The sequence below is a fragment of the Pseudomonadota bacterium genome, assembly GCA_039028935.1.
Classification (GTDB): Bacteria; Pseudomonadota; Gammaproteobacteria; order Steroidobacterales; family SZUA-146; genus SZUA-146.
This window is the reverse complement of record JBCCHD010000001.1, coordinates 182,945-197,997: the sequence shown is the minus strand read 5'-3', so window position 1 is coordinate 197,997 and position 15,053 is coordinate 182,945. Positions and strand designations below refer to the sequence as shown.

12 protein-coding genes and 1 tRNA gene are annotated in these 15,053 nt (G+C 58.3%); 5 read left to right on the top strand and 8 right to left on the bottom strand.

Going from position 1 to position 15,053, the window contains the following annotated elements:
* Window positions 1-7 precede the first annotated feature (7 nt).
* The 3 genes from AAF465_00820 to AAF465_00810 all read right to left on the bottom strand — a co-directional run bounded on the left by AAF465_00820 (window position 8) and on the right by AAF465_00810 (window position 1,355).
* A complete protein-coding gene (locus AAF465_00820; GenBank protein ID MEM7081268.1) occupies window positions 8-340 on the bottom strand; it encodes a DUF1820 family protein in 333 nt (110 codons plus the stop codon).
* Between the two features lie 3 nt (window positions 341-343).
* Window positions 344-1,081: a protein phosphatase 2C domain-containing protein gene (locus tag AAF465_00815; protein ID MEM7081267.1), complete on the bottom strand. Its 738-nt coding sequence runs from the start codon at window positions 1,079-1,081 to the stop codon at window positions 344-346.
* Between the two features lie 181 nt (window positions 1,082-1,262).
* Window positions 1,263-1,355 (bottom strand) — tRNA-Ser (locus tag AAF465_00810).
* 125 nt (window positions 1,356-1,480) lie between these two features.
* Between AAF465_00810 and mltF the strand changes: the two genes are divergently transcribed.
* Window positions 1,481-2,914 (top strand): membrane-bound lytic murein transglycosylase MltF, encoded by a 1,434-nt coding sequence (gene mltF, locus AAF465_00805; protein ID MEM7081266.1) that lies wholly within the window; start codon window positions 1,481-1,483, stop codon window positions 2,912-2,914.
* On the opposite strand, the gene tadA is transcribed toward mltF, so the two are convergent.
* The 3 genes from tadA to AAF465_00790 are packed head-to-tail and all read right to left on the bottom strand — an operon-like array spanning window position 2,911 to window position 5,055.
* A complete protein-coding gene (gene tadA / locus AAF465_00800; protein MEM7081265.1) occupies window positions 2,911-3,381 on the bottom strand; it encodes a tRNA adenosine(34) deaminase TadA in 471 nt (156 codons plus the stop codon). The genes mltF and tadA overlap by 4 nt on opposite strands.
* Entirely contained in the window at window positions 3,371-4,693 is a 1,323-nt protein-coding gene (locus tag AAF465_00795; protein MEM7081264.1) for a type II toxin-antitoxin system HipA family toxin, read from the bottom strand. The genes tadA and AAF465_00795 overlap by 11 nt, the downstream gene beginning before the upstream one ends.
* Window positions 4,690-5,055: a helix-turn-helix transcriptional regulator gene (locus tag AAF465_00790; GenBank protein MEM7081263.1), complete on the bottom strand. Its 366-nt coding sequence runs from the start codon at window positions 5,053-5,055 to the stop codon at window positions 4,690-4,692. Before AAF465_00790 ends, AAF465_00795 begins: the two co-directional genes overlap by 4 nt.
* A 215-nt stretch (window positions 5,056-5,270) precedes the next feature.
* Between AAF465_00790 and AAF465_00785 the strand changes: the two genes are divergently transcribed.
* The gene (locus tag AAF465_00785; GenBank protein ID MEM7081262.1) at window positions 5,271-5,930 is read left to right on the top strand and encodes a GntR family transcriptional regulator; all 660 of its coding nucleotides are present in this window, start codon (window positions 5,271-5,273) and stop codon (window positions 5,928-5,930) included.
* Window positions 5,930-7,762, top strand: coding sequence for a serine hydrolase (locus AAF465_00780; protein ID MEM7081261.1), 1,833 nt, complete (start codon window positions 5,930-5,932; stop codon window positions 7,760-7,762). The genes AAF465_00785 and AAF465_00780 overlap by 1 nt, the downstream gene beginning before the upstream one ends.
* A gap of 13 nt (window positions 7,763-7,775) precedes the next feature.
* Here AAF465_00780 and guaA read toward each other — a convergent pair whose 3' ends face one another.
* Both guaA and guaB read right to left on the bottom strand, forming a co-directional pair.
* Window positions 7,776-9,353, bottom strand: a complete 1,578-nt coding sequence (guaA, locus tag AAF465_00775; GenBank protein ID MEM7081260.1) for a glutamine-hydrolyzing GMP synthase — start codon at window positions 9,351-9,353, stop codon at window positions 7,776-7,778.
* 110 nt (window positions 9,354-9,463) lie between these two features.
* The gene (gene guaB / locus AAF465_00770) at window positions 9,464-10,933 is read right to left on the bottom strand and encodes an IMP dehydrogenase (protein MEM7081259.1); all 1,470 of its coding nucleotides are present in this window, start codon (window positions 10,931-10,933) and stop codon (window positions 9,464-9,466) included.
* Window positions 10,934-11,148: 215 nt separating this feature from the next.
* Between guaB and xseA the strand changes: the two genes are divergently transcribed.
* Window positions 11,149-12,522, top strand: coding sequence for an exodeoxyribonuclease VII large subunit (xseA, locus tag AAF465_00765; GenBank protein ID MEM7081258.1), 1,374 nt, complete (start codon window positions 11,149-11,151; stop codon window positions 12,520-12,522).
* Between the two features lie 185 nt (window positions 12,523-12,707).
* Window positions 12,708-15,017 carry a PQQ-dependent dehydrogenase, methanol/ethanol family gene (locus AAF465_00760; GenBank protein MEM7081257.1) on the top strand — a complete coding sequence of 770 codons (2,310 nt, stop codon included), beginning with the start codon at window positions 12,708-12,710 and terminating at the stop codon, window positions 15,015-15,017.
* The last annotated feature ends 36 nt before the right edge of the window (window positions 15,018-15,053 follow it).

The window sequence follows — 15,053 nt, the reverse complement described above, 5'->3', positions numbered from 1 at the left end:
TAGTGCATCACTCGCTTTTGTCGCCCGGCGTGTAAAGTGGAACGGGTAGCTGCGACACATTGTCACCGCCATTATTAGTGATTTTACTGACGCCGCGCTTATTCACTTCGTCGATGCGCACCACCGCATGCATCGGGATATAGCTGCGCTTGACGTTTTCAAACTCGGCTTTGATTTTTTCTTCGGCGGGATCAACGACAAGCTGGGTGCGCTCGCCAAACACAAGCTCCTCGATCATGACAAACCCAAATAATGTGCCGTGCTCGACATTGCGGGCATACACCTCGTATGTTTTGCCCTGCGAAGCGAAGGTCACTCGATACAGGTGTTTGTCTGCCATCCGTCAGCCTGAATGCGTCGACAAGAAATCGATCACGGCAACCGAAATGTTGTCGCCGCCACCGCCGCGCAGCGCCAATTCCACAAGTCGTTTGCAGGCGCGCTCAGGATCGCTTTGATTGAGGCCATCCAGAATTTCTTCTCGGCTAATGTCCTTGTACAGGCCATCGCTGCACAACATGATGCGGTCGCGATTGCGAAGCGGCTGCAAATTTGCATCGAGATTGAGCGTGCTGGAGCCTCCCACGGCGCGGGTAATCACATTGGACATCGGGTGTTTCTCAGCGTCCTCACGCGCAATTTCGCCAAGCGCAATGAGCTCCTCAACTTGACTGTGGTCGCGAGTGATCTGCTCGACTTGCCCGTCGCGCAAACGATAGACACGACTGTCGCCCGCCCATAGGCACAAGCAGTAGCGATTAAACGCCAATAGGGCCACGACTGTGCTACCGATGGTGCTTGCCGCGTTTTGCGCTTTCTCGTAAAGCGCCGTGTTGACGTGCTGAAGTCGTTCTTCAACCGTCGCCAGAAACACATCGGGTTCGGCATTGTTTTCGACTTCACCCAACTGTTCGACGATGAGACGGCTGGCATAGTCCCCGGCTTGGTGACCGCCCATACCATCCGCCACAACCCAAAGCCCCTTATGCGGCGCATCGAGAAACGCGTCTTCGTTTACTTTGCGCACTAACCCAGGATTGGTCATGGCCGCGGAACGCCATTCAAAGGACTCAACGATCATACGCGGAACCCGATGGACCGGGTGGCCGGCGCGGACCGAGCGGCGGCCAGAGCGCGAGGGAGCGACGAATCGCCGGACCCTGCTGCTCCAGGCCTTTCTTCGGGGCTGCTGTCGCGTGTCCGCATGGAAATAGACTGCCTATTTTTTTGATTTGCCTGACATTGTCCTAATCGGAGGTCAATGGCGGAGAGGGTGGGATTCGAACCCACGTGGGGCGGTTATGCCCCCAACCGATTTCGAATCGGTGCCGTTATGACCGCTTCGGTACCTCTCCGTGACCGTGTCGGGAGTCCTTGCCGCCCGAAGCGGGTATGATATGCAATGAGGGGTGGATAGGAAAGGCCGGACACGACTCTATTTGCTGTTTTTTTCACATGGCGTCAACGAGGCTAAGCCATCGTGCGATTTGCGCTCACATTGCTGATGATGAACGCCTGTGCCTTTTTGAGCACGTGCAGCGATGTGCCGTCTTCACTCGAGCGAGTTCAGCAAGCCGGGGTCCTCACCGTCGTCACGCGAAACGCGGCCACGACACACTATTTCGGCACGGCCGGCCCAACCGGGCTCGAATTCGATCTGGCTCAAGGGTTTGCCGACTACCTCGGTGTCGACCTGGCGCTCTACAACGCGCAAGAGTTTACGGACATTTTGGGTGATGTCGCGTCATGGGACGCCGATATGGCCGCTGCGGGGTTAACGATCACACCGTCACGCGCCGCCCAGTTCGCGTTCAGCGATCCCTATCAAACGGTGGATCAGGTGTTGGTTTACCGCATGGGCCAGCGGAAACCACGCACAGTCGACGACATTCTCACCGGGCAGATTGCCGTTACCGGCGGCAGCAGTTTTGTCGAAACACTCTTGGCTCTACAGCTGCTTCATCCGACTTTGCAGTGGACCGAAATGCCCGAGGCCTCGTCGGTCGAGGAACTTCTGCAGCAGGTCGCGAATAAAGAACTGCAATATACCGTTGTCGACAGCACCGACCTGGACATCAATCTCAACTATTTCCCCTCGTTACGCACCGGATTCGCCCTGTCGAGCGAAGAGCCACTGGGCTGGGCCTTCCGCACACTGCCCGATACCGGCCTACGCGATGCGGCGAATGACTACCTCGCGACCCTGTCTGAGTCGGGTCGACTCGATGAACTCAAAGCGCGCTATTTCGACCGCGATCATTCACTCGACTATGTGGGCACGCGCAAATTTATTCGCGACATTCGCGGCCGCCTCCTCAAATACAGATCGGTGTTCGAAGAGGCAGGCGTGAACAACGAAGTAGACTGGCAGTTACTCGCGGCACAAAGTTATCAAGAATCGCACTGGAACCCGGACGCCGTGTCGCCCACTGGCGTGCGCGGACTCATGATGTTAACCCGCGCCACCGCTAAACAAATGGGCGTCGCGGATCGCACAGATCCGCGCGAGTCCATACTGGGCGGCGCGCGCTATCTCGTGCGGCTTAAGAAAAAGTTCCCCGAGCGCATTACCGAACCGGATCGCACCTACTTCGCGCTGGCGGCCTACAACGTGGGCTTCCTACATCTGGAAGACGCACGCATTCTGACCCAAAAGGGCGGGCTCAACCCCGACTTATGGGAGGACGTACGCAAATTTCTACCGTTGCTGGCGCAAAAAAAGTGGTACACCCAGACCAAGCGCGGCTATGCACGCGGATGGGAGCCGGTGATCTATGTCGACAACATCAAGAGCTATTACAGCATCCTCGAGTGGGCGATGTCGGATTTGAACCCCAGTGCACGATTCTTAACGCCCGAGCCGGTTAAGCAAGAGGAAAACGGTGATGCGGGTGAGGTGAGCGCACTGCCCTAGCCGCGCGAACAGTCGCGGCGCCGCGCGAAAAAGGTCGTGAGCAACGCGCTGGCCTCCTCTTCCATAAGCCCGGAAGACAACAACACACGGTGATTGAGCGCGGGTAAATCCAGCACGTCGAGCACACTACCCGCCGCGCCGGCTTTGGGGTCGTCTGCGGCAATCACCAATCGCGCAATTCGAGCATGCAACATCGCGCCCGCACACATCGCACACGGTTCGAGGGTGCAGTACAGCGTCGCATCGGCAAACCGATGTTGATTCAACCGCGCGCCTGCATCTCGAAGCGCCATGATTTCGGCGTGCGCCGTGCAATCGTTGAGCGCAATCGTCTGATTCGCGCCGCGACCCACGATGGTATTGTCCATGACCAGAACCGCGCCAACCGGTATTTCACCCTCGCGCGCCGCGTGTTCGGCCAGGCGTAAGGCTTCCCGCATAAATCGTTGATCATCGCTACGGTCCATGCCGAATCTCCGTCGAGCTAAGTTGCCGATGTGCCTGTTGAATACGCCGAATGTCGTCGGGCGCAACGCCACCGGCTTCGGCAAACGCGGGCCACTCAGCAACCGATTGGTTTACCTGCCCGATGATGTGTTTTGCGCGTGCGGCTTTGATGCCACCGAGACGGGCAAGTTCAATCAGGTCGTCCTTCACAAAGTGATCGCGCTTACCGTTAATGCTCATCTGATGTCGACTGGTCCACGCACCAGACGGATTCCATGAATACGTCACATCAAACGCTGGCGAAAGCCGCCAGTCGCCGACTTTATCCATCAAGTAAGCAATGTTTTTTACGTGATCGTCGTGATTGCGCGCGAGCACGTTAAACACGGCGCGGCGAAACTGTTGTTCCACATCCCCCATCGGTAAATGGAGAAGCAACATGGTTTGTATCGCTTGCTCGTACGACCACGCATCCGGTTGATTAAAATCAAAATGGCGTATCGCGCACAGCGACTGCATATGGCGTTTTTCGCCCGTATCGGACCGATCGAATCGACGAGTCATAAAGTGCGCGCGTCCACCCTCCCGGTGTACGCGGCACGCTGTCATGTCGATACCCGCCGACTTGGCCATCAACGAATACGCGTATTCAATCAATCCAAAACCCTGCGGGTCGACAAGCTCTTTGTCACGATTGCCGGTTACGCCATCAAACTTCATGAGCCAATAGCCAAATCCCGCGTCTTGCGGCACCTGACCCGAGCGAAATTCACCGGTCTGCTCATTAAACGCCAATACCGCCTTGGCGCGCGCGCCGCCCGCGGAGGTGCCCACTCGAATAATGTCTTCGATCACCGCCGCGTCATCGTCACCAGACAGCGCGCCGGCAAGCATTGCGCGCTCGCTGAGCACCGCATTGGCAAGGTCCACTAAGGCGGCCACTTCTAGTGTGTGACTCTTGCTCTTCGAACCCGACAAGGCGGGTTCGAATTCCAATGCGCCCATACCGCGTACACCGATGTAGCACAGCCGCTCAACGGGATTAAAGCTCTCGGGCAGGCGCCCCTGCCGGGCCAGCCATGCATCGATCATCGCATTACCGTATTTATCGGGCAGGGCGTCGGCCAACAGCCCTGGCAAACCTCGAAACGTCTCTCGGGGTAACGTCGTGAATTCGTAAGGCATGGCCCGCAGCGGCATCGTAACGGGCGCGACTTCAATACCGCTACCAATGAACTCCGGCGCGTATTGAAACACGCCCACCTCCCGCTCGGGCAGCCACGACACCGCGCCGATATCGCGCCCCCATAGGCGCACGCGCGCGTCGGTCACGACTCAGAACCCTCATCCTGCCACTGCCACGACGCGGTTGACCGCGAGGCCGTCACTTCACGTGCTCGTTGACGTTCTTTACCTTTTCGTCGCACGCGATCGATCGGGCGAACCGACGGGTCGGGCAAAAGCGTGTCGAATCGATGCACAACGCCGAGTGCTTTCATCACGCGTATCAATGTGTCCAACGATGTACCCTGCCCGTTCTCGAGGCGCGTTATCGTTCGTCGTGACACACCGGCTTCGTTTGCCAGGGTGGTTTGATTGATGTTCTTCGCCAGCCGCAACTGCTCGAGACGCCGCCCTAAGACGCGCTCCACGGCCTCTGGGGACGCAGTAGTCAATTCTTCATATTGAGCCATATCATTCTCATTGTAGTTGCATTTGCTTGATTGCGCTAAATTCGTCTCAATAACGATTTATACGATAATACCTTATTGCGCATATTACTACTCATTATATTTTGAAAAAGCAACTATTGAGTCGTTTTCTACTCAAAAAGGATCAGCCCACAGGCGATCTTGCCCGACCGCTCGGGATCGCCAATGACACGTTTTTTTGCTAAACTGTATACAGTATGCAATTAAACCCACAGAATATTAGCGATCAAGCCGCGAGTGCCGTTCGGAACATGATCGTTGAGGGACTACTCGCCGATGGCGAACGCATCAACGAAGTCCGTCTTGCCCAAACGCTGGGGGTGAGCCGAACCCCGCTACGGGAAGGCCTTGGGCGCCTTGTGGCGGAGGGCATCGTCACCACTCAATCACGACGGGGTTTCTTTGTCGCCCCCTTAACGCTGACAGAATTTCAGCACGTGTACGACATTCGGCCTCTGCTCGATCCGCCTGCCCTCAAATTGGCGGGTATTCCGTCGCCCACACGCCTGGCGACATTGCATCAACTCAACACCGACATGCAGCGAGCCTCAACGGCCTCACAGGCCATTGATTTGGATAATACCTGGCATCGGACGCTTATCGAAACGTGCCCGAATACGGTTTTGCTCACGCTTATCGATCAGTTTATTGATCGAACCCGACGGTACGAGTACGCCTTATTCCGCGAAACGACGAATGTCTTTACGGCGGGCGACGAACACGAGCGAATTTTACATGCGCTCGGTGACAACGATCTGGGCAGCGCCTGCACGCTGCTCGAGAACAACCTGCGCGGCGGCGCCCCCGCCATTGTCAACTGGCTCACGCTGCGTCAAACCCAGGTAGGAAACCACTGATGAATCACCCTCCACAGCGTCACACACCGACCCTAAAACACGGCGCCGTTCTGTTGCTGTTTGCCCTGCTCGCAGCGCCAGCTGCCGCCGCGCAAACCGACTTTAAGCCCGACACCGCATGGGAAGGCCTCTGGGTCTCAGAACGCCAATTTGGCCCCACCCGACAAGGCCCGCTCACGTTGGTTCGTTCTGCCGCCGGCTGGTTCGCGCGCCATCAAGGGGATTCTGTTCGTGTGACGCAAACCCACATCGAAGACGGCCCCATCGAATGGTCGTTCTCGTTTGCCGATCAAGGCCAATTTATCGGTCACCAGTCGTCCACTACGGCCCCCATTCAAGGGCACTGGATTCAACCACCCGGTGCGATAGAGAGCTACCCGATCGCCACACCCGTCACGCTCCGACCGGCTGGCGATTATGCCTTTGCCGGGCACATCCGGCCGTTCCGCCACGATGTGTCGCTGAATATTCCGTTGCGTGACGGGCGTGTTGATGCCCAACAACGCGTGACCTACCGCAGTTTCTTACGTAATCCACAGCGCAATTTTGGTGTGTTCTTCCGCATCGCTTCCGCGACCATCACCGACCAACACATCGAATTCCTTAACGCTGATGGCGATACGCTCGCGCGGGCTGATGTGCTCGAACCCGGACAGCGCTTTGCCCTCGTGTTTGGGCGCACCGGAAACACACTGGAATTTACGCGGCGTGAACAGCCGACTGCACCGGGATTTTACCCGCGACGCTTGCCGCTCGCGCTCGACACGCTGCCGCAGCCGCCGCAGCTGAACGATGGCTGGCTCACCGCTCGGCCTAACGACTCAGGCCTCGATGCCACCTTGCTTGGCGAGCTGATTAACGAAATCGCCACATTTACGCCCACCGGGCTCCGCCAGCCTTACATCCACTCTGTGCTGATCGCCCACCGTGGACAGCTCGTGGTGGAAGAGTATTTCCATGGATACGACCGCGAAACACCCCATGATTCTCGCTCGGCGGGTAAAACCATTGCGTCCGTCTTATTGGGGGCGACTATTCATCAGGGCTATCTTGCCAACGAATACGAGCGCGTTTACCCGCTGTTTGGGGGCGTCGATCAGTTTGCGAACGCCGACCCACGCAAAGCAAACATGACGCTTCATCACTTGATCACCATGTCATCGGGTTTTGACTGTGACGATGACGATGAAAGCAACGTCGGCAACGAAAACGTGATGCAAAACCAACGTGAGCAACCCGATTGGCGACGCTACACCCTCTCGCTACCGATGGTGCGCGATCCGGGCGCCGCGGGCGTCTACTGTACCGGCGCGTTAAACGTGATCGGTGGCGCCATCGAACGGGCCACCCAGCAACGTTTGCCGCGCTTTTTCCATGACGCGTTGGCGCAGCCACTTGGCATTACGTACTACCAAATGAATCTCGCACCCGATCACCGCGCCTACATGGGCGGAGGGCTGCGCCTACGACCGCGCGATTTCCTCAAAATCGGTCAACTCTATCTCAATCAGGGACGCTTTAACGATCAGCAGATTGTGTCCAAAGCATGGGTGGAAAAATCGTTTCAACCACACGCATCGCTAAACCGAACCAATGATTATGGCTACGCATGGTGGCGACAGACGTTTGTCGTGGACGAGGAACCGATCGAGACGTTTTATGCCAGCGGCAATGGTGGACAGCTGCTCTTTGTGGTCCCCGCCTACGCACTCACCGTTATGATCAATGCGGGCAACTACAGCGACGGACGCACGCGCAATCAGTTCCGAGACCGATTCATGCAGCGATTTATCTTGCCGGCCGCCGTTCGAGGATCGGGACAACAGCCGTGACACCGCGCCGCGCCTACTCCCATTCGATGGTGGCGGGTGGTTTACTGGAAATATCGTACGTGACGCGACTTACGCCATCGACTTCATTAATGATTCGGCGCGACACTACATCCAAAAAATCATAGGGCAGGCGTGACCAATGCGCCGTCATAAAATCGATGGTATTCACGCTGCGAAGGGAAATGACCCAATCATAACTTCGGTAATCACCAACCACCCCCACCGAGCGCACCGGCAAAAAGACCGCAAAGGCTTGGCTGACATCATCGTAAAGATCGTGGGCGCGAAGCTCGCTGATCAGAATATGATCGGCTAAACGCAACACGTCGGCATACTCTTTTTTGACCTCGCCCAAAATCCGTACGCCAAGACCTGGGCCTGGAAAGGGATGACGCATCACCATTTCTTCGGGCAAGCCTAACTCGATTCCCAAGCGACGCACTTCATCCTTAAATAATTCACGCAACGGCTCGACGAGCTTAAGATTCATTTTTTCCGGCAATCCGCCCACGTTGTGGTGTGACTTAATCACTTTGGCCTTACCGGTTTTAGCCCCCGCTGACTCGATTACGTCCGGGTAAATCGTGCCTTGCGCCAACCACTTAACCCCAGGGATTTTTTGCGCCTCCTCATCAAACACTTCGATAAAAAGTCGCCCAATAATTTTTCGCTTGGCCTCTGGATCCGTTTCACCCGCCAATGCGTTGAAAAAGCGATCGCCGGCATTGACGCGAATAACGTTGATGCCCATGTTTCGAGCAAACGTCTCCATGACTTGATCGCCTTCCTCATGGCGCAGCAAGCCGGTATCGACAAACACGCAGGTCAGCTGATCGCCAATCGCTCGCGCCAACAGCGCCGCAACCACGGAGGAATCGACCCCACCGGATAATCCCAGCAGCACGTGGTCATCCCCGACGCTCTCGCGCACCTGGGCGATGCTGTCGTCAATAATATTGGCCGATGTCCACAACGGCGCACACCCGCACACATCGTGAATGAAGCGCGACAAAATAACCTGGCCCTGTTTGGTGTGTGTGACTTCCGGGTGAAACTGAACCCCGAAGAAACGGCGCGATGCGTCACACATGGCGGCAATCGGCGCGTTATCGGAGCGACCGACGGTGGCAAATCCCTCAGGGATCGCGGTGACGCGGTCACCATGGCTCATCCAGACATCCAGCGCCGGCATGTCGATACTGTCGGCATCGTTCAGGCCGTCAAGTATCGCGCACGGGCCCACCACGTCGAGCATCGCGTAACCGAATTCGGCATCATGGCCACTTTCAACCGCACCGCCTAACTGTGCCTCCATGGTCTGCATGCCATAACAAATGCCGAGCACCGGTACGCCTGACTCAAACACGCTGGACGGCGCCACCGGCGCGTCGTCACCAATCGCGGACTCGGGGCCGCCTGATAAAATAATGCCATCCGCGCCAAACGCCGCCACCTCCGCGTCCGTGATATCCCAAGGATGGATCTCACAGAAGACGCCCGCCTCTCTGACACGACGCGCGATTAGCTGCGTGTACTGCCCCCCAAAATCCAGTATAAGAATACGGGAAGCGTGAATATCAGGCTGGCTCATGCGGACTCCGGACAAGAAGTTAAACATCAATGCGGCGAGCGTGCTCGATTGACCCGACCACGCACACTCTTTTACTTACACACCGCCGCTCACCACGCGCTAGCGAACGACTAACGGCTCGACCGATAATTAGGGGCCTCTTTGGTGATCGTCACGTCATGCACATGGCTTTCCTGCACGCCCGCGTTGGTAATGCGCACAAACTCAGGCTTCGTCCGCATCTCTTCAATCGTATGGCTACCGGTGTAGCCCATTGCCGAACGCACCCCTCCCAACAACTGGTGAATAATCGCTAGCAGCGAGCCTTTGTACGGCACGCGGCCCTCGATGCCCTCTGGCACAAGCTTTTCCACCTCATCGGTTTTATCTTGGAAATAGCGATCTGACGAACCGTGAGTTTCAGCCATCGCGCCTAACGACCCCATGCCGCGATACGACTTATAGGATCGCCCTTGATACAGCTCAACCTGTCCAGGCGATTCGTCAGTACCGGCAAACAGACCCCCCATCATCACCGAATGCGCACCCGCGGCGATCGCCTTGGCAATGTCGCCGGAGTATCGAATGCCGCCGTCAGCAATAAGCGGGACGCCGCTGGCAGCGAGCTCGGCCGCCACGTTCGACACCGCAGAGACTTGCGGTACCCCCACGCCCGCGACCATTCGCGTCGTGCAAATCGAGCCAGGGCCAATGCCCACTTTCACTGCGTTGGCGCCGGCGTCGACCAGCGCACGCGCCGCTTCGGCCGTAACAATATTGCCGCCGATAACTTGCAAGTCCGTGTAGGTGTTCCGAATGGCACGAATCGTATCCAGCACACCACGCGTGTGACCATGACTTGTATCGACCACCACCACATCGACGCCCGCGGCGACCAGTGCAGCCACTCGGTCGGGCGTATCCGCACCCGTGCCGACCGCCGCACCAACCCGCAAGCTGCCGTCACCGTCCTTGCACGCATTGGGAAATTCCGATGCTTTTTCAAAATCCTTGACGGTGATCATGCCACGCAGTTCAAAGTTGCCGTTGACCACAAGCACTTTCTCAATGCGGTGCTTGTGCAGCAAGGCCTGCACTTCTTCCTTCGGCGCGTTTTCACCCACGGTAATCAGATCGGCCTTACCGGTCATGACGCTGGTGATCGGTGCATCGAGTTCGGTGACAAACCGTAGATCACGACGAGTCACAATGCCCACCGTTTCCCGGCCGCTCACAACCGGCAGGCCCGAGATATTGTGACGCCGGGTCAGCTCGAGCACTTCGCGCACGGTGTGTTCCGGCGTAACGGTAATCGGATCGGTGATTACCCCGCTTTCGAACTTCTTAACGCGCGATACTTCCTGAGCTTGTCCATCGATCGACATGTTCTTGTGCACGATGCCGATGCCGCCTTCTTGCGCCAACGCTATCGCAAGGCGAGCTTCGGTGACGGTGTCCATTGCCGCGGACAACAACGGCACGTTGAGCGTGATGTCGGTGGTAAGGCGGGTGGTGAGATTGACGTCGCGTGGCAGCACATCGGAATAGGCGGGCTGCAGCAGCACATCATCAAACGTTAAGGCTTCTTCCTTTAATCGCATATCGGTCTCTCCGGATTCGTCCATGCCATCGCGGCAAAGCGTTTAATCGCTCGGTGACGAAAGAGGCGGCCCCGCGCGAAAGCCGCGGTCCGATAGGCGAAATTGCGGCGTCCAGGCGGCGCGCTGCCGGGTAAAATTAGCCAGCGACTATACCGACATCCCCTAGCCAGGTAAACCATCGATTGGCCTTTGCCGAGCGCCGGAGTATCATGCCCATGATGGACAAATACGGCCTCAAATCCACTGCCGAGCGCAAAGTCCTGAGCGTTTCCCAACTCAACCGCGAAGCGCGCCGATTACTGGAAACCGGCCTTCCTATGACCTGGGTAGAAGGAGAGCTGTCCAACATTGCGCGGCCGGCTTCCGGGCACTGGTATTTCACGCTCAAAGACCCGCACGCGCAAATTCGTTGCGCGATGTTTCGTAACCGCAATCAATATGCGCAAATTGAACCGCGCGACGGGATGGCGGTTGTGGTGCGCGGACGCATCAGCCTGTACGAAGCGCGCGGCGACTATCAGCTCATCGCCGAGAATATGCAGGACGCCGGCGTCGGCGCGCTTCAGCGTCAGTTTGAGGCGCTCAAAAAGCAGCTCGAGAAGGAAGGTCTGTTTGCCGAGTCCCACAAGCAACGTCTGCCACGCCTGCCGCGGCGCATTGGGCTCATCACCTCCCCCACCGGCGCGGCGGTACAAGACATACTTAATGTGCTTCAGCGCCGATTTCCGGGCATACCCGTGCGACTGTATCCAGTCGCTGTGCAGGGTGAACAGGCGGCGGGGCAAATCGTCAACGCCCTGCGGCTCGCCGGCGCACGGCGCGACTGCGATGTACTGATTGTGGCGCGGGGCGGCGGATCGATTGAGGATTTATGGCCACTTAATGAAGAAACCGTGGCCCGCGCCCTGCACGCCTGTCCAGTGCCGATTGTGAGCGGCGTCGGCCATGAAACGGATGTCACGATCAGCGACTTTGTGGCCGACGTGCGTGCCCCCACGCCATCCGCCGCCGCCGAGCTTGTGGTGCCCGACGCCCATGAATGGTTGGTCGGCTTACAGGGCCTGGGGCGCCGCCTTGAGCGCGGACTGCATAGCCACCTGGACAATGCACAGGCAACGCTGCGCTGGCTGAGCGGACGTCATCATCAAGCCCGCCCAGACCGCCAAATCGCCCAGCACATGCTGCGACTTGACGACCTCGATGGTCGACTCAAGGGCCTGATTCGCGTTGCCCTTGCCGAGCGCGCACAGCAACTCGGTCATTTGACGGCGCGACTTCAGACCCGTACGCCACAGCGTGCACTCGCGATGTCACAGGCCGAACTTGCGCGCCTGTCGCAGCGGCTCAGCACCACCCTCACTCAACAGCTTTCCGAGGCCGAGGCACGCCTCAAACTGGCGACCGCCACGCTCGCCAGTGTGGGCCCTCAGGCCACGCTCGATCGGGGGTACGCCATCGTGAGACACCAACAGCGTGTCGTCCGTGATGCGGACTCGCTCCGGGCCAACGATCGCATCGCGATCCGCCTGGCCGAGGGTGAACTGGATGCGCGCGTCGAGGACGTGCGGCCGAGCAAATCGCGCGATTGACGCGTTTTGCATGACGCTTCGGCTACCCTTTCTTTATACTCTGTCTATTGCACGACACCGAGGATGACCGCGCGTGTTCAACGAGTGGTGACAATACGCGCGTTACCACAACGGGCGACCACCCATCATCGTATCGTCACCCGATCACTGACCGAACGCCGCCTAAACAACGCATGACTGACCGCATGACCGATTTACCACCGCACGTCTCATTTGCGCGCACGCGCTTAACGAACCGACGCGATCGCATGACGTGGAATGCGTGCCTTATGGCGTGGCTCGTTGTGACACTTATTGCCTGCAGTGGAGACAGCCCGCCCCAGGCGACACAGGGCCAGGACACCGCGGCACCGCGGCTTGACTCACCGGCATCGAGCTCGTCGCGGCCCACCGCGCGCCTAGCCAACGCGCTCGCTTCAGAACCGGATGGACGCGAAGCCGCCGACACCGATTGGCCGCATCATGGTCGCACTTACTCCGAGCAGCGACATTCGCCGCTCAATCAGATTCATGCTGACAACATCGATGCGTTGGGTTTGGCCTGGTCGTTCGATCTGGGGGTCAGTCGCGGCATTGAGGCGACACCGATCGTAAAAGACGGCGTCATGTATGTCACCGCCACCTGGAATATCGTCACCGCACTCGACGCGCGCACGGGCGAACAGCTCTGGCAATACGACCCCAAAGTCGATCGGTCGCGCGGCGCCTTCTTGTGTTGTGACGCGGTTAATCGCGGGGTCGCGCTTCATGGCGATCAGGTATTCACCGGCACAATCGATGGGCGACTCATCGCGTTGGATAAGCGAACCGGTCAGCCCAACTGGGACGTGCTTACGATCGATTTGTCCAAGTCCTACTCCATCACCGGCGCACCGCGCATCGTAAAAGACAAAGTGATCATCGGTAACGGCGGCGCCGAGTACGGTGTGCGGGGCTATGTGTCGGCCTACGATCTGGACTCGGGCGACATGGTGTGGCGATTTTATACGGTGCCTGGCAACCCAACGGAGGGCTTCGAGCACGATGTGCTGGCCATGGCGGCCGACACCTGGACAGGCCAATGGTGGACCAGCGGCGGGGGTGGCACCGTGTGGGACTCGATGGCCTACGACGCCGAGCTAAACCAGCTCTACATCGGGGTCGGCAATGGCTCGCCCTGGAATCAACGTCTGCGCAGTCCTGACGGTGGCGACAACCTGTTTCTGTCTTCGATTGTGGCGCTCAATCCCGATTCCGGCGAGTACATTTGGCACTATCAAACTACGCCGGGTGAAACCTGGGACTACACCGCCACGCAGCACATGATCCTCGCCGATTTGATGATCGAAGGCGACGCCCGCAAGGTGTTGATGCAAGCGCCCAAAAATGGCTTTTTCTACGTCATCGATCGCGTCACCGGCGCGCTGATTTCGGCGAACAATTTTGTTCCAGTCAACTGGGCCACCCATATCGATCCGCAGAGTGGTCGACCGGTTGAAGTGCCCGGTGCGCGTTGGCCCGGAAGCCGTCCCTACCTGCAAACACCCGGGCCCATCGGCGCGCACAACTGGCAACCCATGGCGTTCAATCCCGATACGCAGTTGGTGTACATTCCCGCGCAAGAAGTGCCGTTTACCTACTCGGACGACCCCGATTTTCGGTATGAGCACGGCACCTGGAATACCGGTGTTAACGAAATGCTGGGGTCGTTGCCAACGAACAAAGCGTTTTTTCGTGCCGTGCGCACGCTGTTGAAAGGCCGGCTCATCGCCTGGGATCCGGTCAATCAAAAAGCGGCGTGGACGCATGAACACCTGGGTCCTTGGAATGGCGGTGTCTTGTCTACCGCGGGCAACCTGGTGTTTCAGGGAACCGCCGATGCCCACTTTGCGGCGTTTGATGCGCGCACCGGCGACCGACTATGGCGCTTTTTTAGTCAAACGGGCATTGTCGCGGCGCCGGTAAGTTACGCGCTAGAGGGCGAGCAGTACATCGCCGTGGCATCGGGTTGGGGCGGCGCGTTCGGCCTAGTAATGGGCGGCGTGTCCGCGGCGGGTGGCGAACCAAAAGTCGGCCGCGTAATGGCGTTCAAGCTCGGTGCGAATGGCGAACTACCGCCATTGCCCGTCGTCGCATCCGAGCGCCCAGCGCCGCCGCCGGCCACCGCCTCTCGCGACGTGGTGGCGACGGGCAGCAAAGCGTATATCGAGTATTGTGCCGCCTGTCATGGCGATCACGGTCAGTCCTATGGGTCGATACCCAACTTGCGCTACTCACCGTTTCTCGCGGTCCAGGCCGCCTGGGACAGCGTGGTGCTTGAGGGTGCCAAAGCGCCTCTTGGCATGGCTGGTTTTCGACGCTTCATCGATGATTCGACCTCCGAAGCCATTCGCGCCTACCTTATCGCCGAAGCCAACAGCGATCGAAATGACGCGTTCTATCAGCGCGCCGCCGACGAGCGCGCCGGCCCTGGTACGCGAAATGCCTCGGATGTTGTTCAACCCACCACACCGTAACGACGCAACTTGGATGATTGACTTCTCATCACACAG